Origin of the sequence: Neobacillus cucumis, assembly GCF_002860255.1 — a bacterium.
GTDB classification, from domain to species: domain Bacteria; phylum Bacillota; class Bacilli; order Bacillales; family Cytobacillaceae; genus Neobacillus; species Neobacillus cucumis_A.
Genome location: NZ_PGVE01000064.1, coordinates 124292 through 150164 on the forward strand (window position 1 = coordinate 124292; position 25873 = coordinate 150164).

Annotated in this window: 25 protein-coding genes and 1 other annotated feature; of the genes, 7 read left to right on the plus strand and 18 right to left on the minus strand. The window is 36.4% G+C overall.

What is annotated here, in order from left to right; translation table 11 throughout:
* Positions 1–20 precede the first annotated feature (20 nt).
* Positions 21–758, plus strand: coding sequence for a bis(5'-nucleosyl)-tetraphosphatase PrpE (gene prpE, locus CVD27_RS17135; RefSeq protein ID WP_101649111.1), 738 nt, complete (start codon positions 21–23; stop codon positions 756–758).
* 43 nt (positions 759–801) lie between these two features.
* On the opposite strand, the gene CVD27_RS17140 is transcribed toward prpE, so the two are convergent.
* Genes CVD27_RS17140 through CVD27_RS17155 form a run of 4 tightly spaced genes read right to left on the minus strand, consistent with a single transcriptional unit; the run spans position 802 to position 3625 of the window.
* Positions 802–1704, minus strand: a complete 903-nt coding sequence (locus CVD27_RS17140; RefSeq protein WP_101649112.1) for an RluA family pseudouridine synthase — start codon at positions 1702–1704, stop codon at positions 802–804.
* A gap of 17 nt (positions 1705–1721) precedes the next feature.
* On the minus strand, positions 1722–2516 hold the full coding sequence (locus tag CVD27_RS17145; RefSeq protein ID WP_101649113.1) for an NAD kinase: 795 nt from the start codon (positions 2514–2516) through the stop codon (positions 1722–1724).
* A gap of 44 nt (positions 2517–2560) precedes the next feature.
* Positions 2561–3199, minus strand: coding sequence for a GTP pyrophosphokinase (locus CVD27_RS17150; RefSeq protein WP_101649114.1), 639 nt, complete (start codon positions 3197–3199; stop codon positions 2561–2563).
* 57 nt (positions 3200–3256) lie between these two features.
* A complete protein-coding gene (locus CVD27_RS17155) occupies positions 3257–3625 on the minus strand; it encodes a UPF0738 family protein (RefSeq protein WP_101649115.1) in 369 nt (122 codons plus the stop codon).
* Positions 3626–3782: 157 nt separating this feature from the next.
* Here CVD27_RS17155 and CVD27_RS17160 point away from each other — a divergent pair, with 157 nt between their 5' ends.
* The 3 genes from CVD27_RS17160 (at position 3783) to CVD27_RS17170 (ending at position 5773) form a co-directional block, all read left to right on the plus strand.
* Positions 3783–4373: a CYTH domain-containing protein gene (locus tag CVD27_RS17160; RefSeq protein WP_101649116.1), complete on the plus strand. Its 591-nt coding sequence runs from the start codon at positions 3783–3785 to the stop codon at positions 4371–4373.
* 127 nt (positions 4374–4500) lie between these two features.
* On the plus strand, positions 4501–4911 hold the full coding sequence (locus CVD27_RS17165) for a globin domain-containing protein (protein WP_101649117.1): 411 nt from the start codon (positions 4501–4503) through the stop codon (positions 4909–4911).
* On the plus strand, positions 4895–5773 hold the full coding sequence (locus CVD27_RS17170; RefSeq protein ID WP_374703081.1) for a ClpXP adapter SpxH family protein: 879 nt from the start codon (positions 4895–4897) through the stop codon (positions 5771–5773). The genes CVD27_RS17165 and CVD27_RS17170 overlap by 17 nt, the downstream gene beginning before the upstream one ends.
* A 690-nt stretch (positions 5774–6463) precedes the next feature.
* On the opposite strand, the gene pepF is transcribed toward CVD27_RS17170, so the two are convergent.
* The 5 genes from pepF to spxA all read right to left on the minus strand — a co-directional run bounded on the left by pepF (position 6464) and on the right by spxA (position 12647).
* Entirely contained in the window at positions 6464–8284 is a 1821-nt protein-coding gene (gene pepF / locus CVD27_RS17175; RefSeq protein WP_101649118.1) for an oligoendopeptidase F, read from the minus strand.
* Between the two features lie 133 nt (positions 8285–8417).
* Positions 8418–9611: a competence protein CoiA gene (locus tag CVD27_RS17180; RefSeq protein WP_101649119.1), complete on the minus strand. Its 1194-nt coding sequence runs from the start codon at positions 9609–9611 to the stop codon at positions 8418–8420.
* A gap of 106 nt (positions 9612–9717) precedes the next feature.
* Positions 9718–11229 carry a cardiolipin synthase gene (gene cls / locus CVD27_RS17185; protein WP_101649269.1) on the minus strand — a complete coding sequence of 504 codons (1512 nt, stop codon included), beginning with the start codon at positions 11227–11229 and terminating at the stop codon, positions 9718–9720.
* A gap of 75 nt (positions 11230–11304) precedes the next feature.
* The gene (gene mecA, locus CVD27_RS17190) at positions 11305–11976 is read right to left on the minus strand and encodes an adaptor protein MecA (protein WP_101649270.1); all 672 of its coding nucleotides are present in this window, start codon (positions 11974–11976) and stop codon (positions 11305–11307) included.
* Positions 11977–12251: 275 nt separating this feature from the next.
* Positions 12252–12647: a transcriptional regulator SpxA gene (gene spxA / locus CVD27_RS17195; RefSeq protein ID WP_101649120.1), complete on the minus strand. Its 396-nt coding sequence runs from the start codon at positions 12645–12647 to the stop codon at positions 12252–12254.
* A 563-nt stretch (positions 12648–13210) separates the two neighbouring features.
* Here spxA and CVD27_RS17200 point away from each other — a divergent pair.
* Positions 13211–13396 (plus strand): hypothetical protein, encoded by a 186-nt coding sequence (locus CVD27_RS17200; protein ID WP_101649121.1) that lies wholly within the window; start codon positions 13211–13213, stop codon positions 13394–13396.
* Positions 13397–13440: 44 nt separating this feature from the next.
* Here the strand turns inward: CVD27_RS17200 and CVD27_RS17205 are convergent, their stop codons facing one another.
* The 5 genes from CVD27_RS17205 to CVD27_RS17225 all read right to left on the minus strand — a co-directional run bounded on the left by CVD27_RS17205 (position 13441) and on the right by CVD27_RS17225 (position 19224).
* On the minus strand, positions 13441–14382 hold the full coding sequence (locus tag CVD27_RS17205; protein WP_101649122.1) for an ABC transporter ATP-binding protein: 942 nt from the start codon (positions 14380–14382) through the stop codon (positions 13441–13443).
* Entirely contained in the window at positions 14383–15453 is a 1071-nt protein-coding gene (locus tag CVD27_RS17210; RefSeq protein ID WP_101649123.1) for an ABC transporter ATP-binding protein, read from the minus strand.
* A 17-nt stretch (positions 15454–15470) separates the two neighbouring features.
* Positions 15471–16499, minus strand: coding sequence for an oligopeptide ABC transporter permease (gene opp3C / locus CVD27_RS17215; RefSeq protein ID WP_101649124.1), 1029 nt, complete (start codon positions 16497–16499; stop codon positions 15471–15473).
* Entirely contained in the window at positions 16496–17428 is a 933-nt protein-coding gene (gene opp3b, locus CVD27_RS17220) for an oligopeptide ABC transporter permease (RefSeq protein WP_101649125.1), read from the minus strand. The genes opp3C and opp3b overlap by 4 nt, the downstream gene beginning before the upstream one ends.
* Before the next feature lie 110 nt (positions 17429–17538).
* Positions 17539–19224 carry a peptide ABC transporter substrate-binding protein gene (locus tag CVD27_RS17225; RefSeq protein WP_101649126.1) on the minus strand — a complete coding sequence of 562 codons (1686 nt, stop codon included), beginning with the start codon at positions 19222–19224 and terminating at the stop codon, positions 17539–17541.
* Between the two features lie 223 nt (positions 19225–19447).
* Between CVD27_RS17225 and CVD27_RS17230 the strand changes: the two genes are divergently transcribed.
* A complete protein-coding gene (locus tag CVD27_RS17230) occupies positions 19448–19813 on the plus strand; it encodes a hypothetical protein (RefSeq protein ID WP_101649127.1) in 366 nt (121 codons plus the stop codon).
* Positions 19814–19860: 47 nt separating this feature from the next.
* Positions 19861–20111, plus strand: a binding site (T-box leader).
* A gap of 48 nt (positions 20112–20159) precedes the next feature.
* Positions 20160–21152 (plus strand): tryptophan--tRNA ligase, encoded by a 993-nt coding sequence (gene trpS, locus CVD27_RS17235; protein ID WP_101649128.1) that lies wholly within the window; start codon positions 20160–20162, stop codon positions 21150–21152.
* Positions 21153–21689: 537 nt separating this feature from the next.
* Here the strand turns inward: trpS and CVD27_RS17240 are convergent.
* From CVD27_RS17240 to CVD27_RS17255, 4 genes are all read right to left on the minus strand, one after another.
* On the minus strand, positions 21690–22436 hold the full coding sequence (locus CVD27_RS17240) for a YjbA family protein (RefSeq protein WP_101649129.1): 747 nt from the start codon (positions 22434–22436) through the stop codon (positions 21690–21692).
* A gap of 135 nt (positions 22437–22571) precedes the next feature.
* On the minus strand, positions 22572–23366 hold the full coding sequence (locus tag CVD27_RS17245; protein ID WP_101649130.1) for a DUF2268 domain-containing protein: 795 nt from the start codon (positions 23364–23366) through the stop codon (positions 22572–22574).
* Positions 23367–23546: 180 nt separating this feature from the next.
* Positions 23547–24785, minus strand: a complete 1239-nt coding sequence (gene fabF, locus CVD27_RS17250) for a beta-ketoacyl-ACP synthase II (protein WP_101649131.1) — start codon at positions 24783–24785, stop codon at positions 23547–23549.
* A 50-nt stretch (positions 24786–24835) separates the two neighbouring features.
* On the minus strand, positions 24836–25768 hold the full coding sequence (locus CVD27_RS17255) for a beta-ketoacyl-ACP synthase III (protein WP_101649132.1): 933 nt from the start codon (positions 25766–25768) through the stop codon (positions 24836–24838).
* Between the last annotated feature and the right edge of the window lie 105 nt (positions 25769–25873).

Here is a 25873-nt window from a genome sequence, read left to right on the forward strand (position 1 = left end):
TATACAGAGGGGGCATTCCTATGAAAATTGATATTATCGGTGACATACACGGTTGTTTTAATGAATTTAAAGAACTAACTAAAAAGCTTGGTTACAGCTGGGAGACTGGTGTACCAGTCCATTTGGAAAATAGGACACTCGGCTTTGTTGGTGATTTAACCGACAGAGGCCCCAATTCACTTAGGGTCATTGAAGCTGTCTGGGAACTCGTCAATCACAAAAAGGCCCATTATACACCAGGAAATCATTGCAATAAGCTATACCGTTTTTTTCTCGGTAATAAAGTCCAAGTGACACATGGTCTTGAAACAACGGCTGCCGAATATGAATCATTATATAAGGGAGAACAGCAATCCATTCGTAAAAAATTTATGGAGTTGTATGAAAAAGCACCACTTTATTTAGTATTAGACAATGGGAAGCTAGTTATTGCCCATGCTGGAATTAAAAAGGAATATATTGGCCAAACACATGGAAAAGTAAAGGAATTTGTCCTTTATGGAGATATTACCGGTAAGAAAAATCCTGATGGAACACCTGTTAGGCTGGATTGGGCAAAAAATTATAATGGTGATGCCTGTATTGTCTATGGTCATACCCCGGTGAAAGAACCACGTGTTATTAATAATACGTACAACATTGATACAGGAGCTGTTTTTGGCAATAGGCTGACGGCTTTACGGTATCCAGAGATGGAATTAGTGTCTGTTCCTTCTACTATGCCATACATTGAGGAAAAATTTAAACAATTTGATTGATTGAAGAGTATTTTTCAGTAGGGACTAAAAAGGCTGACCCTTATCAATTCAGGTCAGCCTCTAAGATGTTATTCATATCTTCTGGAAATGAAGCCGAAAAAGACATTTCCTCATTATAGAAGGGGTGATGAAATTGAATCTTTTTACAATGAAGGGCCTGCCGCTTGATTAACGACGGATCACCCCCGTACAAATCATCTCCCAGTAAGGGATGTCCCATGAAGGACATATGCACTCTAATTTGATGGGTCCGCCCTGTTTCAAGTTGGAGCTCAATATGGGTAAAAGCAGAATGCCTTTTAATTACCCGATAATGAGTGCAGGCATATTGACCATCTGAGCGTACTTCCCTTTCAATAATGCTATCTTCTTTCCGGCCAATCGGTTCTATTATGGTACCTCGCTCTTTAGCTAGTACGCCGCCCGCTAAAGCCTCATAAGTCCTTTTTACCCGCCCTTGCTGCTGCATTTTACTAAATAAATGATGAACATGACGATGTTTGGCAATCAATACGATCCCAGACGTGTCACGGTCAAGCCTTGTGACAATATGGGAGGTAGCCTGAATTCTCTTACGTTGATAATAACCAACCAAAGCATTGGCAAGACTTCCATTTGGATGTTCACGAGATGGGATTGTATTCATGCACGCTGGTTTGTTTACCACCATTAAAAATTCATCTTCATATAAAATTTTTAATGGGAGTTCCTCAGCTCTTACTCCCTCACTCGGAATTTCAGGAGGGAACTTCACTATCAACGAATCGCCTGCAATCAGCTTATACCTAACATTAACTTCCTCATTATTAACAAGAATGGAGCCGCCTTTAAATTTTATATCTGTTAGAGCAATTCGCGATATCTCTTCTTTTTTTAAAAAGTCCTTTATTTGTAACCCTGAATTGTTCTCATCAATAATCCAGTTTAATTTAAAACGTGCTGGCATTTAAAAAATCCTCCGGCCTAATCAGAGATAAATGAATCATGGACCCTTTTCCAGAAAGGAAACGGTCTAAAGCGGGCAAACCGAATTTTTTCTTCCGGTACCCTATATTGAATCGATTTTACATCCTTATGAAGCAGTGTCAAATGATCAATAGTAACCTGAAAATCAGATTTTTTTACAGGTTTTAACATACAGGTATGATGTGACGGAAGGATTAGCGGTGAACCCACAGTTCGAAATACCCTGTTATTAATCGATGCCATTTCAGCCACTTGTATGGCTGAAATAGACGGATGTATTATGGCACCGCCAAGAGCTTTATTATATGCGGTACTTCCTGATGGAGTTGATATACACAGTCCATCACCACGGAATCTTTCAAAATGCTGCCCTCGTATTTCTACATCCATAACAAGTGTTCCCTCAACACTTTTAACAGTTGATTCATTAAGCGCTAAATAGCGGGACTCTTTTCCAGCATGCGTGTAACGGATAATAACCTCAAGAAGCGGATACTCTACAACCTGGAATGGAGTCTTCGCAATCGCAATCACCAATTTTTCAATTTCATCTGGAATCCAGTCTGCATAAAATCCCAGGTGCCCCGTATGAATTCCGACAAAAGCTGTTTTACTAAGCCGGCTGCTATAACGGTGGAACGCATAGAGAAGTGTTCCGTCTCCTCCTATGGAAACAACAATATCAGGTTGGTCTTCATCATAAATGAGATCAAAATCGAGTAGATAGGTCCTCATTTTATGCATTAATATATTGGACTTTTGATCTCCTTTTGAAGTAATCGCAAATTTCATTTTATTTTCTCCTTACAAATGAACTTTCAAAGGCGGACTTCTTGTTATTTTTTTTCTTCTTTGGTTGATTCTTTTTTTCTAGTAAAAAATGCTTGAGCTTCTTGGATTTCACCGCGTATTAAAGACATTTCCTCATCAAGACGAAAAGCGGCTTCGGCAGCTCTTTGTAATCTCATTTTGATATCTGAAGGAAATACCCCTTTATACTTATAATTAAGCGAGTGTTCAATTGTCGCCCAGAAATTCATGGCCAACGTTCTTATTTGAATTTCTGCGAGGATTTTCTTTTCCCCATGTATGGTTTGAACTGGGTATCGGATAACCACATGATAGGAACGGTACCCGCTCGTTTTTTCGTGAGAAATATAATCTCTTTCTTCAACAATTTCAAAATCGTTACGAATTCTTAATAAATTTACCACGGTATGGATATCATCGACAAACTGACACATAATCCGCATACCTGCGATATCCTGCATTTCCTCTTCTAGTCTTTCAAGCGGAATCCCTTTTTGGTTTGCCTTATCAAGTATACTTGCAATTGGTTTTACCCTGCCTGTTACAAATTCAATCGGTGAATGAGTAGAATCTAGCTCATACTGCCCCCTCATTCCTTTTAATTTAACCTTCAATTCCGAAACTGCCTGTTTATATGGGGCTAAAAATTGTTCCCAATGCTTCATGATTCCACCTCGAAGAACTTTATTGTTTAGAAAGGAGAAAAATTTTTTCAGCTTATACTAAACAGATAAGAAAAATCCCTCTACTTTGCTTACAAATTCATCACCATAATTACTGTTGCCTTTAATATTGCTTAGCACATATTCTAATTCATCGTGAAAGTTTATAAGTTCGATTTGTTCCAGATTCGTTTTAATTAGTACAGGTAGTTTTTGATCAAGTGCAGCTTTTAAATAGGACCAGAGATTTTCTGGTAAAACAATATATGTATAGTCATCCTGGTCCTCCATTAGATAAACAAATGCACTATTGTCTGAATCAACAAGAATTTGTTCTCTTGGCATTAATCCTTTAATGGAATCATCAGTTTCAAAAATTAATTTATTATCGTTCATGATTGCTGTTTCAATTATTATTTTCTTCTTCATTATTAAACCTCCATCTTTCACCTTCCTATTTTAGCATAATCAGACCATTTCTCCCAAGGATTGCATTTTTAAAAGTAAGCCCATTATCAGAAACTAGACAGCATCTAAAGCTCGTAGGTATGATTAAATCATCATTAGTTGTAAAGGGAGATTTAATATGACACAAAATATTGAAATTGAGTTTAAAAACATGCTCACAAAAGCAGAATATGAAAGAATTTTATCGGAATTTAACATTGTAGAAAATCAAATCATTACTCAGGAGAACTTTTACTTTGATACACCTGCTTTTGCATTAAAAAAGGCCAAGAGTGCACTAAGAATTCGAAAAATAGGAATGAACTATATGATGACCCTCAAACAGCCAAGAGAAATCGGACTGTTGGAGACGAATCAAGTGTTAACTAGCGAGGAAGCATCTGAAGCAACTAATAAAGGCAGACTGCCTAATGGCCAAATTAAACAATTAATCGAACAAATCCATATCCCTTTTGCCAGCATTGAATACTTCGGATCTCTAATTACCAATCGAGTAGAGTTTCCTTATAAAGATGGGATACTAGTGTTGGATCACAGTCTCTATCTTCAAAAAGAAGATTATGAAATGGAATATGAAGTAGTAAACTATCAAGAGGGACTTAAAAACTTTCAAACATTACTTGAACAATTTGGGATTCCAGAACGAAGAACAGAAAATAAAGTTCACCGCTTCTATAATCAAAAATATAGGCAGAGTAAAACTTTCTAAAGTAAACTTTGCCATACATAATAATTGTATCTAACTTAAAAATCAGTCCTTTCAAGGCAATTCATTTGAGATATGAAAATGGCATTGTTAAAATATGAATACAATATAGATGAAAGGAGTTGTCAACATGAATGAGAAAAAGCTTACACCATTTGAAGAGATTGGTGAAGAAAAGCTGTACCGTCTTGTCGACACTTTCTATAGCCTTGTTGCACAACATCCTGACCTTGCACCCATATTTCCAAATCAATTCTCAGAAATTGCCCGAAAACAAAAGCAATTTTTGACTCAATATTTAGGAGGTCCTCCTCTGTATACACAAGAACATGGTCATCCAATGATGCGTGCACGTCATTTACCATTTCCCGTTACACCTACTCGTGCAAGGGCTTGGTTATCTTGTATGAACCAAGCAATGGATATTATTGGATTAGAAGGGCTGATAAGGGAAGAATTTTACGCACGGCTATATCTTACAGCCCAACATATGATAAATACGCCAGACGTCGGTGAGATACCGGGTGAAAATCGTGAATAATCCTTCATCACCTGTTCCCAAGAAACGATCTAACGGCAATGATAAAAAACCTATCGAAATATATATGTTTATTGATCCATTATGCCCTGAGTGTTGGGCACTTGAGCCAATCCTAAAAAAACTGCATGTTGAGTATGGCAGATACTTTTCCATTAAACATGTATTAAGTGGACGGTTAGCTAACTTAAATTTAAGTAAAAAAAAGAACTATGAGAATATCGCTCAAGTTTGGGAAAAAACAGCAAGCAGGTCGGGAATGTCATGTGATGGCAGCCTTTGGTTAGAAAATCCGATTGACAATCCTTATATGGTCTCCATAGCGATTAAAGCTGCGGAATTACAAGGAAGAAGAGCGGGCTTACGTTTTTTTCGCAGAATTCAGGAAATGTTATTTTTAGAAAAACAGAATCCCTCAAATTTTGAAGTTTTAAAGGATTGCGCCAATAGTTGCGGATTAGATGTAGGAGAATTCATGAAAGATATACATTCCGACAGTGCTGCAAAAGCCTTTCAATGTGATTTAAAGATAACTTCAGAAATGGATGTAAATGAAATCCCTACCCTAGTATTTTTTAATGAAAATATTGAAGATGAAGGGATTAAAATTGCCGGTTCCTATCCGTACGAAGTATATGAACAAATACTTGAAGAAATGCTCTCTGAGAGACCTGAAAAATCATCACCGCCTCCATTGGAATCATTTCTAAAGTTTTTTAAATTTGTCGCTTCCAAAGAGATTGCTGTTGTTTATAATATGTCAATTTCACAAATTGAACGGGAAATGAAAAAGCTTTTGTTGAAGCAAGTAGTCGAGCAGATACCTGCAAAGTACGGTACTTTTTGGAGATATATTGATGAATAGAGAAATGTCATTAATGTCGATTGACATTTCTCTACTTCAATACCAAGAAATTAACGGATAAAATGAAAATGCCTTACAGCTCCGGAGCTGTAAGGCATTTTTCTATTAATACGAACAAAGGGGATGGGAGAAATTTTTCACGGTCAAACAAAGGGGTATATGTTTGTTGTGATCAACTTCACGTATAAAATATATCATGCGAAATAAGCAATTGACAATAAGTTTGTGTTTTTTTTCACAATATTGTCATAAAGTAATAAATCCACCAAATGGACAATAGACTTCTAATAATAAATCAAAAGGTGGAATCTACTTTGATTAAATTACCTTATATTCTCATGTGTCTTTTTATTCTTATTGCCTTTTTTCTTAACCTTCTAGCATTGATGAACATTTTCCCAATGCTGTTGAGTGCCCCCATTTTGTTTATATCTATACTCATCTTAGCTATTTATTTGAATGACCGCAGACGTTTCAAAGGTTTTTAAAAGGATGAAGCCTAAGGCTCCATCCTTTTCATTTTAAGAGGCTCTTTTCGTAAACTTTGTTGCTTTTGAACCATGGTAAGAGACCTTTTACTATGTTTCAGGGCAATTTTCGCAAAAGTTCTTACGAAAAGATGCCACGAAGCATATAGTTATACGGGTCGATGAACTTTTACGAAAAACAACAATTTATGCGAAAATAGCCTTAAGATAACAGCTTTTCTAGTTCATTTAATTTTTCTTCAAATACTTTACATGCATCCTTGATTGGAGCAGCACTTGTCATATCTACCCCTGCTTTTTTCAGTACTTCTATTGGATAGTCTGAGCTTCCTGCACTAAGGAATTCTTCAATATAACGCTTCACAGCTGTTTCTCCTTCTTCGAGAATCTGCTTGCTTAATGCGGTTGCAGCACTAAATCCGGTTGCATATTGATAGACATAATAGTTGTAATAAAAATGAGGGATTCTTGCCCATTCTAGACCGATTTCTTCATCAAGGACAATATCTTCTTCGCCATAATACTTCTTGTTTAATGCATAATAAGCATCAGTTAAAGAATCAGCCGTCAGTGCCTCGTTATTTTGAGCTTTTTGATGGATTAAATGTTCAAATTCAGCGAACATAGTTTGGCGGAATACAGTTCCCCTAAAGCCTTCTAAATAATGATTCAATAGGTAAATTCTCTTTTGCTCATCATCAATTGTCTTTAATAAATAGTCATTGAGAAGTGCCTCATTACAGGTTGATGCAACTTCCGCCACAAATATCGAGTAATTGCCATATGGGTACGGCTGATTTTTACGTGTATAGTAACTATGCACAGAGTGGCCAAATTCATGAGCAAGTGTAAATAAATTATTTACATTATCCTGCCAGTTCATCAAGATATATGGATGCGTACCAAATGCCCCCGATGAATAGGCACCACTGCGTTTTCCTTTATTCTCGTGGACATCCACCCAGCGGTTTTCGAAGCCTTCTTGTAGAATGTTCGAATATTCTTCCCCTAACGGCGCAAGACCCTTTATAACCAAATCCTTTGCATCCTCATACTTGATTTCCATCTTTACATCTTTCACTAAAGGTGTATATAGATCATACATATGAAGTTCTTCAAGTCCGAGTACCTTCTTCCGAAGCTTTACATAGCGATGCAGCAAGTGAAGATTCTCCGTAACGGTGTTGACTAAATTATCATAAACACTTTCTGGAATGTTGTTCGCTGAAAGTGCGGCATGTCTAGCAGAGTCATACTTACGAATTCTCGCATTAAAATTATCCTTTTTAACATTGCCGCTTAAAGTACTCGCAAAGGTATTTTTAAAAGCCCCATATGTCTTGTATACAGCCTTAAAAGCGTCTCGTCTGACACGTTGGTCAGCACTTTCTAAAAAGCGGCTGTAACGTCCATGCGTCACTTCCACCTCTTCCCCGTTTTCATCTTTAATGGTAGGGAACTCTAAGTCTGCATTATTGAGCATACCAAATGTATTACTCGAAGCATCCATTACTTCACTCGCTTCAGCAAGTAATGCTTCCTGCTCCGCACTAAGTACATGCGGTCTTTGTAAATTAATTTCTTCCAGTGCATGTTCATATAATTTTAGTTCTGGTTTCTCATTTAAAAAACTATTTACTTTTCCCTCATCAATTGATAATATTTCCGGAACAATAAATGCCAGTTGACTCGCAGCTTGGGAATAAAGGTTCTTCATTCTATCGTCTAAGCCCTGGTAAAAAGAGTTGGTCGTATCTTGGTCATAGCGCATATGTGAATATGTATAGAGCTTGCCGATTCTTTCTAATAAATGGTCCTGAAACTGAAGTGCTTTATAAAGAGTCTCAGCACTTTCTCCTAATTTTCCTTCGTATTCTTTTATACCAGAAATTTGATTTTTAACCTCTTGAAATTCTTTTTCCCACTCTTGATCACTTGCAAAGATATCTTCTAATTTCCATGTGTCTTCAACAGAAATTTCGCTTCTTGCCGGCAGCTGCTTTACTTTTGTTTCATTTGCCATCATTCATCCTCCATTCATTTCACTTGGAAAAACTTACTATTAATTTATTCTCCCTTTTTGGCTCATTTCCTTTAAAAACCTCCTCCTATATTATACCCATATGTTGATTATTAGTATTAAATTCCCCCTTCTATCACTTTAATAAGGTACAACGATGCTGAGTTAAGAAATTCTTCTTATCTTCTTCCCTTTCACTATTAGACCTTGGGATTTTGATGGGTTTCTGCAGTATAAAGCCCCTATCACTTTTCCTAGTTAGGATGTCTAACTTAATAAGAAGCTGTAGATACTCCAATAAAGCTGTTATAGGTTGTATATTCTTCAGTTGTGGAAGGTTTCGAAGGATGATCTGCTTATTTTGAATCCGCTTTTGTAATGAATCATTAACTTCCTTTATCGTGATTAAATCAAAAGGAGTCTTTTTAGCTAAAACATCAAGAAATAAATAGGTTTGCCATATAAAAGGAGGGGTTTGAATAAGGACGGAATGTTCGACAGGGAGGCCAATTTCAGGAGGCAGAAGAAAGAGGTTTAATCCTCGATTATAGACTTCTTGGAAAAATAACTTATGCTGGGTATGCGGATGAAGTGCCCAATTAAAAATAAATTTATCCATCTCTTTATTCCAACTATTTAGGGAAGGGGGATGGTTTTTCATAGGATCAAGAATGGAATCTAGTTGAATGGTTTGAAGTGGAAATGAAGATAAATGTACAAACGAATTTTTGATGGAAAAGGAGGTAATCGAATCTACTATTTGAAAGTGACGATTTTCGGAGCAATAAGCGGGTATATATAGTCTCCCAGCTGGTGAACTTCTTAAAAATGAATATTGAAAGTTTGACAAAGAGATAAGATCTTTCCGTTTTTGATGAAGGTGTTTACTAGACATTACCCATAAGGGAATGTAACTATTCTCAAGATAGACACTGGTTCTTTTACTAAAAATCTTATCTGGTAATAATGAACACTGATACTCTAACGCATACCTTTGACCTTTATATTGAAACATAATGTCGGGGCGTTGCTGAATAGTAGGGTCATAAAACTCTAAAATGGAAGATATCTCTTGTTTAATAAGCCATTGAAAAAGCTGGCGTTTTCCTTCTAGATGTTCATAGGTTTCATTCTCGTAAATTTCACCGCATTGGCTGCCCTGATGATGGGCAAAATGGAAAATTCTTTGATCACCTAATTTTAACACCACTTTTTCCTTACAGACTGGACAAACAAATTCTTCCTTATTACGTAATAACAAAAGGGTTTCTTTACTATAATCGTAACCAAGGCAAATCTTTTTACCTGTTTTAGTTATTGCGGTTAACAATTTGCTCCCCTCCTTTTACATATATTAATTCGACTCACATCTACCATATCCCTTTTTTAAAAAAAGAAAACCCGCCTTTTTCTGACGAGTTTCTACATTATTGCTATTAAAGCAGTGGTGATAATAATCTAGCAGTTGATTCTAAAATTCTAAATCCAATATGCCTTTGTTGGAAGGTATCCAAATCAAGTTGTCTTGCATATTTTAAATCATTGATGTACTCATCAACTAACTTTTGAGTACTATTTGTTCGGTACAAAAACGCATTTACTTCAAAATTTAAGTGGAAACTCCTCATATCCATATTTGAAGTCCCAATTGAAGCTAATTCGTTATCAACAATAACAATTTTACTGTGCATAAATCCACGTTGATATTCATACACCTTCACACCTGCTTCAAGCAGTTCCGGAAAATACGATCTTGATGCATGAAAAACGATTCGTTTATCAGGTTTGTTTGGCACAAGCAATCTCACATCAATCCCACTTAGTGCAGCCACTTTGATCGCAGAGAATATATCTTCATCCGGGATAAAATAGGGGGAAGCAATCCAAACAGATTTTTCAGCGGATGCAATCATAGAGAAAAAGATATTTTTAATAACGCTCCATTCATTATCAGGGCCTCCAGCAATTAGCTGTACACCACCATGCCGTATGTTATCTATTTGCGGAGAAAGATACTCCGCTGTTAAAAAACTATGATTGGTCATGTAATACCAATCCTGCAAAAAGATTAGCTGTAATGTTCGAACGGCTTCACCTTTAAGCATTAAATGCGTATCTCGCCAAAAGCCGATTTCTTTATTACGGCCTAAATATTCATCACCAATGTTCAAACCGCCAACAAAGCCAATCGTCCCATCAATAACAATAATTTTCCTGTGATTACGAAAGTTAAATTTGTTATTCAAAAAAGGAAGTCTTACTGGCCCAAACGTAACGGCTTCGATACCTGCATTCCTTAAATCATTAATATAACTTTTAGAAAGCTGCCAGGAGCCAACGGCATCATAAAGAAACCGAATCCTTACTCCTTCACTTGCTTTTTGAATTAATATTTCTTTAATTTCCTGACCAATCCGATCATGGCGGACAATATAGTATTCTAAGTGTATGTGATGTCTTGCCCTTTTTAATTGTTCCACAATATGGTGAAAAGTTTCATCTCCATTGGTTAAAACCTTTGTAGAGGTATCAAAGGAAATAGGACTATTCCCTAGTTTTTGAGCCAAGTGAAATAGTTTTCCCTGATGCTGGCCCATTAAACTCAACTTCTCCTGGCTTCTTGGATCATCCTCACCTTCCACTGTTAAAAATGCCTGCTTATCAAGAAAGTACTTTTTTCTGAACATCCTTTCCTTCCGATAATTACGCCCAAATAAAAGATAAAAAATAAATCCAATAAGCGGAAAACTGCCTAATACCACTAACCAGGTAATAGTCTGTGTAGGGTGACGATTTTCAAGGAAAATGACAAACCCGATAAAAATGACAGACAAACTAATTAAAACACTCAAAAATCCGAAAATGCCGCTTTCCAATTGATCTTTAAAGAAAAACAATAGTCCGGATAAAACTGCTAAAAATAATAACACCCTTACCGTGTTTTTCAGTGTACTCACCTGCCAAACAATCAATTGTAACATAAGATAAAAAGACCGATTTCAAATGTGAAATCGGTATAATTATTAGCTAAAATATTTACGTAATTCCGTGAAAACATTCTTTGGAATAATCTCTTTTCCATATTCTTGAATTCGATGAATCGTCAACTGTGTTTCATAGCCGTATTCCAGTAGGACACTGAGAATATCATCAATTTCATCTTCTTCATATAAATCTTCTGGAAATTCAGTATATAAATAATACTTTCCTTCAAAGTGATAAAGCTTTGTATCTAAATTATCTAAACCTTCTCGATTCGATAAACTAATAATATCCTCAAAATCCTTAAAGGCAAGAAGGAATTCCAAAGTATCTTCCTCAAGCATTAATTCATCTTCATCTGAATGATGAGGTGTAAAATGTTGATCAAGCAACTCTTCTATTTTATCATCAACGGGAATGTCCTTTATTTTGTCATTAGGGATAGGGAGCTCAAACTTTTGTCCGTCTTTTGAAAGTTGGGCCTTTGTAACAAGAACCTCTAACCCTTTATCAAGTGCTTGGACTTGAATCCATAGTGGGCCTTCAACGACAAAATCCTCCTCACCATGAACTTCATCCATCATTTCCCAAAAGAGTTCCTCACTGCGTTCCCGATTGTACCAAATTTCTTCGCGATCAAAGCCTCTCTCCTCAATATCACCATAGGAAATGTAGAATTTCACAGTATATTCGTCAATTCGTTCAATCTCCAACATAACCTCTCCCTTCCGTTTCCATATTGAAGGGACTAAATACCCCCAAGCAGATAATACTATTATGATTTACATCTAAAAAAGGAAATACTCTTGTACTTTCATTTTATGACAAAAGTACTTAGATGGGAAATAAAAAACAATAAAATCTTAAAAACCGTTAGTTAGCCTAATGATTAATATAAGATATTCCTTTTATAATAGCAAAATGAGTAATAATTTACAAATTTAATGCGTATGACAAAAAAAGACCTTCCTAGAGAAGGTCTTAGTATTTAGTTAACCATTTTCTGCGCTTCACGCAATTGAAAAGTTCTAACTCTTCTAGGCAAAAAGCGTCTAATTTCATCTTCATTATAACCAACTTGTAAACGTTTCTCATCAATAATAATTGGTCGGCGCAATAAACCTGGATTTTCTTTAATTAATTTAAATAAATCTTGCAGCGGCATTGCATCTAAATTTACATCTAATTTTTGAAATGTTTTTGAGCGAGTTGAGATGATTTCATCAGTACCATCTTCTGTCATTCTTAGAATTTCTTTAATCTCGTCCATTGATAGTGGCTCAGAGAAAATATTTCTTTCTTTGTATGGAATTTCATGCTCTTCTAACCATGATTTTGCTTTTCTACATGATGTACAACTTGGTGAAGTGTATAGTGTTACCATCCGTTCTTCACACTCCTCTTTAATTTACATACTTGTAATTTCTTATATAGTCATGTACCCAATTTTATTGTGGAAGAAACCCTTTTCGTAATTAAAATAATTATAAATAAGTAATTTCTATCATAAATTATACACCACTGTTTTAAAAAAAGGTATCCCTTTTTAAAAAATAATATCGACAAGGAGCTCTTCCAATTCATTAGATTTTCATTATATTAGACGAATATTCTCCTAAAAAGTTTCATATTTTTTATTATAGTGCATGCAAATTATAATAAATATTACTTTCAATAGTAAAATGTTCGTAATCAGCATGTATTCTCTGTGGGTATTTTAGAATATAAAAGAATGATTCCTTTTACTGCCTTCATTGTATTAGTCATTTCTTAATTTATTCTTAACATCCATTCTCAATTAAACGCCATTTAGTGAAAACGTATTCATTTTAAAATAACTTTCTCTTTTTTTTACTTTCATTAAAATGTAAGTTCTTTTAAAATATAGGTAAGGGCAAAAATATAAGTTAAAACTTTCTTTCATCACTCACAACTGGAGGGTTTATAATGGGAGCATACATAACAGATTTAACAATGGTTGCCATACTAATTATAGGTATTACTGCTTTTATGGGAGTAATAACCAACGGCATAGGAGAAAAAATCTTTGGCGGTAAGAAAAGAACTCAATTTACCAGTGAAAGTGCAAAATACCAAACTGGCTGGAAAGCAGTCGGAGGTAAAAAGAATTAGATACTAAAAAAACGATCTCAATTATAAATCGAGATCGTTTTTTCTTATTTCTTAGAATTAGCTTGATATTGTTTAAATTCTTTTTCTGAACAAAGGACAAAGTGACCAGGCGTGACTTCCCTAAATTCAATAACCTCATTGTCAGCATAATTGTGGCTTGCTGGGTCATAGGTTTTTCGTTTTCTAGTCCGCTCACTAATTGGATCTGGAGCTGGAATAGCAGATAATAGTGACTGCGTATAAGGGTGAAGAGGATTCTTATAAAGCTCATCTGCAGGTGCAAGCTCTACCATCTTACCGAAATACATAACACCGATCCGATCACTAATATATTTAACCATGGATAAATCATGCGCAATAAACAGATATGTTAACCCTTTTTCTTTTTGAAGCTTTTTCATTAAGTTAACAACCTGTGCTTGAATCGATACATCTAATGCAGAGATTGGTTCATCAGCAATAATAAATTCAGGCTCAACTGCTAGCGCTCGAGCAATTCCAATCCGCTGACGCTGCCCGCCACTAAATTCATGGGGATAACGGTTCGCGTGTTCTCTGTTTAAACCAACTGTTTCCAGTAGTTCATAAACACGGTTCATCCGATCTTCCTTGTTTTTTGCCAATCCATGAATATCAATCCCCTCGGCAATTACATCTGCAATTTTTAACCTTGGGTTTAATGAAGCATATGGGTCTTGGAAGATCATTTGCATTTTTCGGTTAAATTCTTTTAATTGCTTTTTAGATTTTTTCCCATGGACATTTACACCATCGTATAACACTTCTCCACCTGTAGCATCATATAATCGAATAATAGTTCGACCAGTAGTGGATTTTCCGCAGCCTGACTCACCAACAAGGCCCATTACCTCACCTTTGTATATATCAAAGCTGACATTATCAACAGCCCTTACTTCATTTGGTTTTCCAGGATTGAAATATTGCTGTAAATTTTTAATTTCAAGTAATTTCTCACTTTGTGCCATCTATTTCTCCCCCTTTTTCCCAGGGAATTTACCTGCTCCAACTGTACCTACATATTGACTCTGACGTCTCTTAACCGCTTCAGGCGGCTCTACCTTTGGTGCATCTGGATGTAATAACCATGTAGCTGCATAGTGTGTATCTGAAACTTTAAAGAATGGAGGTTCCTGCTCCAAGTCAATTTTCATCACATATGGGTTACGTGGTGCAAACGCATCACCTTTTGGAGGGTCCAATAAATCCGGTGGAGTACCTGAAATTGAAAATAATTCCTCATCGTCTGTATCCATATCCGGCATTGAACTAATAAGTCCCCATGTATAAGGATGCTGCGGATTATAAAAAATTTCATCCGCTGTACCAATTTCAACTATTTTACCACCATACATAACTGCCACACGGTCGGCGACATTTGCCACTACACCTAGATCATGTGTAATAAAGATAATGGAAGTATCAATTTTCTTTTGTAGATCCTTCATTAATTCTAAGATTTGCGCTTGGATAGTTACATCAAGTGCAGTTGTAGGTTCATCAGCGATTAGAATCTTAGGGTTACATGCTAATGCAATGGCTATAACAACCCTTTGTCTCATCCCGCCTGAGAATTGGTGTGGATATTGGTCAACACGAATTTCAGGTTTGGGAATACCAACAAGTTTTAAAAGATCGATCGCTCTTTCTCTTGCAGCATGTCTGCTCATATTTTGATGTTTAATAAGCGGCTCCATGATTTGGTTACCAATTTTCATCGTCGGATTTAACGAAGTCATTGGATCTTGGAAAATCATTGAGATATCTTTTCCGCGAATTTTTTGCATCTCTTTATCTTTTAACTTGGTTAAATCCTTGCCTTCAAAAAGAATTTGGCCGTTTTTAATTTCTGAATTGTGTTCAGGAAGTAAACGCATGATTGATTTGGTGGTTACAGATTTTCCGGAACCTGACTCACCTACAATGGCTAACGTTTCTCCATTATATAAATCAAAACTTACGCCGCGGATAGCTTTAACTTCACCCGAAAACGTATGAAAAGAAATATTCAAATCCTTTACTTCTAAAACTTTCTCCATTTATATCCACCTGCCTTCTAATCACGCATTTTTGGATCCAATGCATCACGTAATCCGTCTGCAACAAGGTTGAAGCATACCATGATTAACGCAATCATAATGGAAGGAATAATCATTTGATATGGAAAAGCAATCATTGACTTAAATCCAGCATTTACTAATGTACCTAAAGATGCATGTGGTTCTTGTAATCCTAACCCAATAAAGCTTAGAAATGCTTCAAAGAAAATAGCATTTGGGATGGAAAACATCGTATTTATAATAATGACACCAAACATATTCGGAATCATATGTTTAAAAATAATAGACGAATCTGAAGCACCTAAAGTTTTAGCTGCCAGAACAAATTCTTGACCTTTAAATTTTAATACTTGTGCACGAACCACACGGGCCATACTAGTCCATCCCGTAATGGTTAAGGCAATTATAATTGGGATAATACCCGGTTTTAATACGAGAATCATCAAAACAACCACAATTAAGTTTGGTATGCCCACTATAATCTCGATAATCCTCTGCATTATACTATCTGTCCGACCACCCAAATAACCTGAAATGGCTCCATAGGCAACCCCGATGGCCATATCGATTAAAGCTGCCATGAAGGCAATAAATAACGATACTTGTGTGCCTTTCCAAACACGTGCAAATTGGTCACGACCTAAATTATCCGTACCAAACCAATAATATTCATCCACCTTACGGACTTCGTAGGCGTTATATTTAGTTCCATCTCTTCTACTCAAAGTACCGTCAAACGGAAGCCAGTGAACATTTTCTAATCCTTGAATGCGTGGTGGCAAGTTATTATGTTTAGTGTTTTGCGTATCGTAGGCATATGGTGTAATCATCGGTCCCACAAAGGCCATAATAATCATAATAACCAAAATGATCATGCTGACTACTGCACCTTTATTTTTCCTGACTCTTAACCATGAATCCTGCCAGAAATTCAAACTAGGTTTAGCGATTTTTTCACTTTTTGATGGATCTATATGGGCAGGAGCGAACATATCTTTTGTGAGATTTAATTCTTTGTTGCTCATTTAGATTTCCCCCCCGATACACGAATACGTGGGTCGATGATTCCATAAAGAATATCAACAATCAAGATAACAACGATAAATAGTACAGCAAATAAAATATTTGTTCCCATAATGACTGGGTAGTCGTTCATATTAATAGATTTAACGAACTGCTCACCAATTCCTGGAATCCCAAAGATTTGCTCAATAACTAGGGAACCAGTCATTAAGCTGACTGCTAATGGCCCTAAGACAGTTACTACAGGAATAAGGGCATTTCTTAATGCATGCTTAAAGCTAATTTGCCAACGGCTTGCACCTTTAGCTTTTGCCAAGGTAATATAATCAGACCCTAAAACCTCAACCATTTCCGTACGCATAAAACGTGCTGCGATTGAAATAGGGAACATTGCTAATGCAATAGTAGGAAGAATGGTATATTCCGGACCTTTCCATAACATTACCGGAAGCCAGCCTAATTTAACCGCAATATAATATTGCATTAATCCTGCAAAAATAAATGAAGGAATAGATTTTCCAACTACTGCGATAAATGTAGCACCATAGTCTACCCATGTATTTTGCTTTAAAGCCGAAACCACACCTAATAAAATACCTAAAATTGAACCAACTATCATTGCCTGCAAACCTAATTGAGCTGAAGGTCCAAGACGATTAGCAATAAGTTCTGTTACTGGGGTATTATCAAATTGGAAGGAAACTCCTAAATCCCCTTTTACCAAATTCACCATATAATTAAAATATTGAACAGGCACGGGGTCGTTCAAGCCATATTTATCCAACAGAATATTTCGCTGAACTTCAGTTAGTTTTTCGAAGTTATTAAAAGGACTACCAGGAATTAGCTTCATGAGGAAAAAAGTAAGCGATGTTACAACAAAAAGTGTAATGATCATATAGCCAACACGTTTTAATATATATCTGACCATGCCCACACCTCCTAATTAGTTAAATTTTCGACATTTTACGACAATTCTCGTACAGGTAAAAAGAGAGTATATTCTTTAAAATATACTCTCTTTTTATTTAATTATAGTTACTATTTTGAGATTTTAATCCACTGGTAACTATAGTCAGGTCCAAATGCATGGTGAGCAAAGCCTTTAACCTTTGGATTGATCAAGATGTTAACAGAACGTTGGTAAAGTGGTGCAATTGCTGCATCGTCCTCTAACAAGATTTTCTCTGCATCTTGAAGTGCTTTCCAACGGTCTTGTGGCTTAGCAACAAGATCTTCGTTAGCTGCCTTGATTAACTTATCAAATTCAGGGTTGCTATAGCTCATGTGGTTTTGTCCACCGCCAGTAACCCAAAGATCCATGTAAGTCATTGGGTCAGCATAGTCTGGTCCCCAACCACCCATTAATAGATCATAATCTTCAGCATCTTCACGAGCGATACGGATTTTGAATGGTACAGCCTCAATTGTAATCTTTAGTCCTGGTAAGTTCTTTTCTAATTGATCTTTAATAAAAGCATCAGTAACTTTTGAAGTTTCAGTATCTTGACCAACATAAGTAAACTTTACTTCTTTTAGACCAGTTTCAGCAAGTCCTTTTTTCCAAAGTTCAGCTGCTTTTTCTTTGTCAGTTTTTAAGTAAGTTCCTGCAGTATCACGGAAATCTTTACCATCTAAGTATGAGAAACCTTTTGGAACTAAGAAGTCAGCAGCGATTGAACCGTTTGCTAATACATCATCAACTAAAGCTTTTTTATCAACAGAAAGTGCAATAGCTTTACGGATGTTAACATTTTTCAATGCTGGGTTCTTTTCGTTCATTTTTAACCACCAGATGGATGGCTCTTGGTAACGAAGTAAATCTTTTTGTCCTTCAAATTGTGAAAGGATCGCAGCTTGTGCTAATTTTGGTGTAATATCAGCTTCGCCAGCAGTATAGGCATTTGCAGAAGCTTGTGGATCTTTAGATACGTTAAAGTTAATCTTTTCTAGAGTAACAGTTTTCGCATCCCAGTAATCAGCGTTCTTTTCTAATACCCATTCAGTTCCTGTAGGGCCATCCCACTTAGTCATTTTAAATGGACCATTGTAAAGTAAGTGAGCAGCATCCTTCGCATAATCTGCGCCTTGTGCTGTAACATACTTTTCATTTTGTGGGTAGAATAATGGGAATGTTAAGTATGATTCGATATATGGAAGAGCTCTTACTAGAGTAATTTCTAGAGTATTATCGTCTAATGCTTTAATACCTAGATCTTCTAATTTAGCTTTTCCTGCAACGATTTCAGATGCATTTTTGATCTTGCCTTCCATGAAGTATGCGCCATATGGAGCAGCTACTTTAGGATCGATTGCACGTCTCCATGCAAATACAAAGTCATTAGCAGTAACAGGGTCACCGTTAGACCATTTTACATCTTTTTTCAATTTGATAGTGATAACTGTTTTGTCATCATTATAAGTTGGCATGCCATCAGCAACACCAGGAATAACTTTTTGATCAGGATCCAAACGATATAGACCTTCGTTTGTTGCATTAAGTGTTGTAAAACTTAATGTGTCTTGAGACATTACACTGTCCATAGAAGGAATTTCAGCAGATTCCAAAACATTTAGTTCTTGTTTATCTGCTAATTGTTCTGCATTACCAGTGTCTTTGCCGTCAGACTTACTTGTGTCTTTCTTATCACCGCCAGAACATGCCGCTAAGAACATGCTAAGTACTAGTGATAGTACTAAAAGTAGTGAAAGTTTTGATTTCTTCACTAGTAGACCTCCCTTTTCTATTATTCTGAAAAATTACTACATTCTCTATTATACATATTTTCAACAAATTGTACATTACTTTTTGAAAATTAATTTTCATTATTGAAACAATTATTACGTAAGCGTTACATTAGCCTATAATATAATTTAGACTTATACGGTAATTTCTTGTATACTATTCATCAGTTTCACTTGATACATCAAGCATCCCAGGAGGTTATAAATGAGATTTAACTTCAAGAAAAATCTAATAATTTTCTCTATTACTCAGGCAATAATTGTAATAATTTCATTAATTTTCCACCATAATATTACACTGATTCACTATATCGATATATCTTTTTTTATTACAGCAGGGTTAATTTTATTATCTTTACTGCTCTATACCATCCATAGTGGATTTTACGATGTCATTTCTAAATCCTTTAATCTTGCCTTCTCCCGTGGAAGGGATAAAAGGAGATTTGATGACATACCTGGTTTATCTGAGTTAATTACTTTGGATGAAAAGCCCCTCCTTCTTCACGGAATTTTTAATGGCCTTTTAATGGCAGCTGCCCTTGTTGTCTATTATGCTCAACTAACTTGAAATAAATGTTTGCTTTCAGATATAATGTGACTAAACGCATATAATTTTTAAAAGCACTGATAAAGAGTAGTACGTATTTCCCTTCGATTCAGAGAGTTTGTGGCCGGTGAAAACAAACGCGAAAAAATACGGAATGGACTTTTGAGCTTCTGCCTGAACCTTTTATCATCTGATAAAACAGTAGGAGCAGACGTTTCCCTTGCGTTAAAAGGCTGTCAAAACATTTATAAAAGATGTTTTGACACTGAGTGACTCTTTTGAGTAATTAGGGTGGTACCGCGAACCATTCGTCCCTATAATTTTGGGATGAATGGTTTTTTTTATATATTTTTAGGAGGAAAAACTCATGAAGACAATTTTTTCTGGAATTCAACCTAGTGGAACTATCACATTAGGGAACTATATCGGAGCAATGAAACAATTCGTGGAATTACAACACGAGTACAACTGCTTCTTTTGCATTGTGGACCAGCATGCCATAACAGTCCCACAGGATCCGCAAACACTTAGAAAAAATATCCGCAGTTTAGCCGCATTATATCTTGCTGTCGGAATTGATCCGGAGAAAGCAACGTTGTTTATTCAATCTGAAGTTCCTGCTCATGCACAGGCTGGATGGATTATGCAATGTATTTCTTATATCGGAGAATTAGAGCGGATGACACAATTTAAGGATAAATCTTCAGGTAAGGAAGCTGTTTCGGCAAGCCTGTTAACTTATCCTCCACTAATGGCAGCTGATATCTTACTATATAATACAGATCTTGTTCCTGTTGGCGAAGACCAAAAACAGCATTTAGAACTAACAAGAGATTTAGCTGAGAGATTTAATAAGAAGTATAATGATATCCTTACAATCCCTGAAATCAGCTTACCAAAAGTTGGGGCTCGGATAATGTCACTGCAAGAACCGACTAAAAAGATGAGTAAGTCGGATCCAAACAAAAAAGCGTTTATCACTCCTTTAGATGAGCCAAATCAAATTGTTAAGAAAATTAAAAGTGCTGTAACTGATTCGGATGGTATCGTTAAATTTGATACTGTAAATAAACCTGGTGTTTCTAACTTGTTATCCATATATTCCATCCTTGGTGGAAAATCTATAGGAGAACTTGAAGAAATGTATGCTGGAAAAGGCTATGGGGATTTCAAAGGGGACCTTGCGGAAGTTGTCGTTGACTTCTTGAAACCCATTCAAGAAAGATACTTCAATTTGTTAGAATCAAGTGAACTTGATGACATTTTAGACCGTGGAGCTGAAAAAGCAAACCAAGTAGCCTTAAGAACTCTGAAAAAGATTGAAAATGCGATGGGACTTGGCAGAAAGAGAAGAAGATAAGAGAATCAAATGAGTTCTTGAACAGGTTCTGGAGATTGACTATTCTCAAAGTCAATGCTTCAGGCGCTTCGCTTTCCCCACACTTACCCGTAAGTGTCCTAACTAAGGGGTATTGATAGTAAAAGCTAGAGGTCATCTGCTGGAACTGTCCTCAATGAGGGCTATTAAAGACAATAGTTAGAGGATTTTCGCTCGAACTGTCCTCAATGAAGGCTATTAAAGACAATTGTCAGAGAAAATCTGTTGGAACTGTCCTCAATGAGGGCTATTAAAGACAATTGTCAGAGAAAACTGTTGGAACTGTCTTCAAAGAGGGCTATTGAAGACAATTGTTAGAGGATTTTCGCTCGAACTGTCTTCACTGAGTCTATTGAAGACAATTGTCCGAGGATTTCGGCTCGAATTATCCTCAATAGGGATTCTTAAAGACAAAAGTCAGAGAAATTAACTGGAACATCCTTAATAAAGGCCATCAACTACAGCTAAAAGCCTGACGAGCAAAAGGTATGCAGGACATCCTTTTGCAGTCAGGCTTTTTTAGTTTACTTTTGGACCATGCTCCATCTCCCAAAGCTTTTCAAAGAAGGGCTGTCCTTTTATTAAGTTTTCACAGAAAGTTTCATGCCGTTTTGACCAGCCGTACTTTGTTTGTTCCAACAGTTGTTCCCAGGCTTCTTCAAAATTCATTTCTTGAATGATTGAATATTGCTCCGGACACCATTCCGTGTACCAATAGCGGACCTCCGCTTCATTATTAGATGTTAATAATTGATCGAGAGCCATAAATAGCAATTGTTTTAACTGTCGTTCTTTTCTTGTCAAACCTCTCATCAAGTCTGGTTCTGGTGATAGGATATGAAAGTCCTTTATTTTCGGCTGAGAGTAGAAATTGTATGGTTTTGCTTCATGCTGACTTATCATTTCGTAAACAAGCTGTTCCTGTCTTGGTATTAGTCTGCTTTTCCGGATTGGAATATTATAGCCGATCGTATCCACTGCTAATATTCCAGTACCATCTGTTACAACAAAGCAATAATCAAGTTGAATTCTCTCATGGTTTTTCCTTAAATATGCTTTTTGATAAATATCATCAAGAAGCTGTTGAGGTAACTCAGATAGATCATTCTCAATATAATCAAATAGAAGCGGCTCGACTTTAACCAGCGGGACTTGATCTAACAGCTCTACTCCGTCATCCTTCCGCCATTCATGAAAGTGGCAAACATTATATCCGTTTTCCTCACCTTCAAACCAATTTACCCAAACATCATGAAGATACAACATTATACAACCCCTCACTTCAAGAAACTGTTTGTCAATCAGTATGGGCAGACATCAGTTAAATTATTCCTTTATATATATTTTGCTCCAATCCTTTTAATATTTGGTCATCAAGTTAAGCTCTTCCTATAAAAGGTTTTACTTTAATTCAATATTTTTAAAATCATTTATATAACTATATGCAGATGTGGAAAATGATAATTTGGTAGAATAATGATTGTTTTTGTAATAATTTTCAATAATATAAAACCCTACTGCATATCCTAACAATTTAGGAATCCTGCCCCCGCCATATAGCAGTTCATCGTGTCCTCTCTCATTTTTCCTTTTATCAAGATCATTTTTTATATATCTATTCCAAAACTTTAATAACTCTTTTTCCGTATACATCCTGCACCACGCGGCTAAATATTCCCGTCCGCAATTTCTTAATACAGTATATTCTGCTAGTCCTTCAATTATTAAAGAGTCAAGTAAAGTGTAATCTTCTATCTTCTTATTTAATTGATTCATCCTGCAGGCGTGATGATATTCATGAACAAAAAGTGCTTCAATGTCCTTTAAATCATCGAGATTCGATAAAAATAAAAACAGTTTATCAGGGAACGTTACCCCTGCTTTTCCTTTTTCTTCTCTCCTAAAAAAACCTCCAGCCTGTGCGATTGGGAAAATAAAAATAGGGATATCCGGACCATTCCAACTATTTTTATATTTTGAAAAAATCTGTTCTACTTTTTCCCATGCCTGTTGTTGGATTAGCTTCATTTGACTATTTCTTGCGTATCGGGAAGGCTGGTACATACCGAAATTTATTAGTTCATGATATATTTCTCTCTTTGTTTTACCCTTAAAATAAGGAAGAAGTCTTTCACAAATTTTCAAGGGATTGTCAACATCCTTTTCAAGCCATGCATCAGTCCTAATGATCCCCATTCTTTCACCCCATTACAAAGTCCTTCTTTTGGTCAGTTTATGAAAAATGTTTAAAGAAGTTCTAAGATTAATGAGGAATAAGCTATGTTGATACTTACTCTAATCACATAGTAAAAAATCAACAATGTCTTTTAACACATAAAAAAAATCGGCCAGACATAATGTCTGACCGACTTTTTTTTATTCGTATTTTTTAAATACAATGGTAGCATTATGACCGCCAAAACCAAGGGAATTACTCATTACAGCCTTAATTTCCTTCGGGCGAGCCGAATTAACTACATAATCCAAATCACATTCTGGGTCTGGTGTTTCATAATTGATTGTTGGAGGTAAGATGCTATCCCTAATTGCCAATACTGAAAAGATTGCTTCTACTCCACCTGCAGCACCCAGAAGGTGGCCTGTCATGGACTTTGTGGAACTCATGGCTAATTTGTAGGCATGATCACCGAATACCTCTTTCACTGCAAGCGTTTCGAATTTATCATTATATTCAGTACTTGTACCATGAGCATTGAGATAATCAATTTCCTCTGGAGATAAACCACTATCATTAATGGCCATCTTCATTGCGCGGGCACCACCTTCTCCACCTGGCGCAGGAGCAGTAATATGATAAGCATCCCCTGTTGCCCCATATCCAACAATCTCTGCATATATTTTTGCACCGCGTGCCAAAGCATGCTCTAACTCTTCTAATACCACAATTCCAGCACCTTCACCAATGACAAATCCATCACGGTTTTTATCAAATGGTCTGCTGGCCGTTTTTGGGTCTGGGTTTGTGGACAGTGCCGTATTCGCACAGAAACCTGCAACGGACATCCTTGTAATTGGGGCTTCTGCTCCACCGGTTACCATAGCATCAGCATCGCCACGCTGAATAACTTTAAAGGCGTCTCCAATGGAGTTTGTTCCTGTCGCACATGCCGTTACCGTACATGAATTAAAGCCTCTTGCACCAAGTGTAATAGACACTTGACCAGTGGCCATATCTGGAATCAACATAGGAACAAAGAATGGACTGACTCGCTTATAGCCTCTTTTTTGGAAGATCTCAAATTGCTGTTCGAATGTTTCCATCCCGCCAATACCAGAACCAATCCATACCCCCACTCTGTGAGAGTTTTCTTCATTTATCGTTAAATTAGCATCCTGCACTGCCATTAAGGCAGATGCAACAGCAAATTGAGTAAAACGGTCCATTTTTCGTGCATCTTTTTTATCCATAAAAGCTTCCGGATTAAAATCTTTTACTTCAGCAGCAACTTTTGCCGGATATTCGTCAGCATTTACTCTAGTCATTGGACCAACGCCGGATTTTCCTTCAAGAATTCCTTTCCATGTGGTTTCAACATCGTTTCCAAGCGGTGTAACTGCTCCAATACCTGTAACAACGACCCTTCTCTTTGCCATTTAGACATCTCCTTTTCTAATCTTTATCCATTAAAATTATTAATACGATTTTATTTTCCCCAGCGGATTGCAATGGCGCCCCATGTTAAGCCTCCTCCAAAGCCAACCATTACAACTAGATCATCATCTTTAATTCTTCCTGCTTCTACATCTTCTATCATTGAAATTGGAATCGATGCAGCTGAAGTATTTCCATATTTGTTAACAGTCTTAGACATTTTTTCCACTGGTAATTCCAATCTCTGTCTTGATGCCTCCATAATTCGGATATTAGCCTGATGCGGAATTAAGAAGTCAACATCTTCTTTTGTTAAACCAGCTTTTTCAAGTACATTTATACAGCTTTCTCCCATTTGCCGAACCGCAAATTTAAAAACCTCACGGCCATTCATGATAATATATTCGTCTTGATATAGGTGTTTTGCGCCAGTTCCGTCCGCACCTAACTCAAAAGATAATATTCCGCGATTTTCGGAAACAGGTCCAATAATGGCCGCACCGGCACCATCACCAAATAATACAGCCGTATTTCGATCATTCCAATCCGTAATCTTAGAAAGTTTTTCTACGCCTACAACAAGTACGTATTTGTATACCTGTGACTCAATAAATTGTTTAGCTGTAACAATACCGTACATAAATCCAGCACAAGCTGCACTAATATCCATAGCAGCAGCTTTATTTGCTCCCAGCCGTTCTTGGATTCGGCAGGCCACAGATGGAAAAGGAGAATCTGGCGTAACCGTTGCTACTAATATTAAGTCTATATCCTCCGCTGTTATCCCGGCATCTTGGATTGCCTTTTGTGCAGCGGCAAATGCCATGTCGGATGTATTTTCATCATCCGCAGCTATTCTTCTTTCTTCAATCCCAGTTCTTGTTCTAATCCACTCATCAGAAGTATCCATCACCTTTTCTAAATCTTGATTGGTGATTACTTTTTCAGGTAAATATCTTCCCATTCCAACAATACCAGCTCTCATGATTCCATCTCCTTTAAGTTTGGTCAGACCTTATCTATTTTTTAGGATTAATATCAATTATTATGACTTGGTACTAATTTTATCAAATAAGTCCTAATTTAAGCA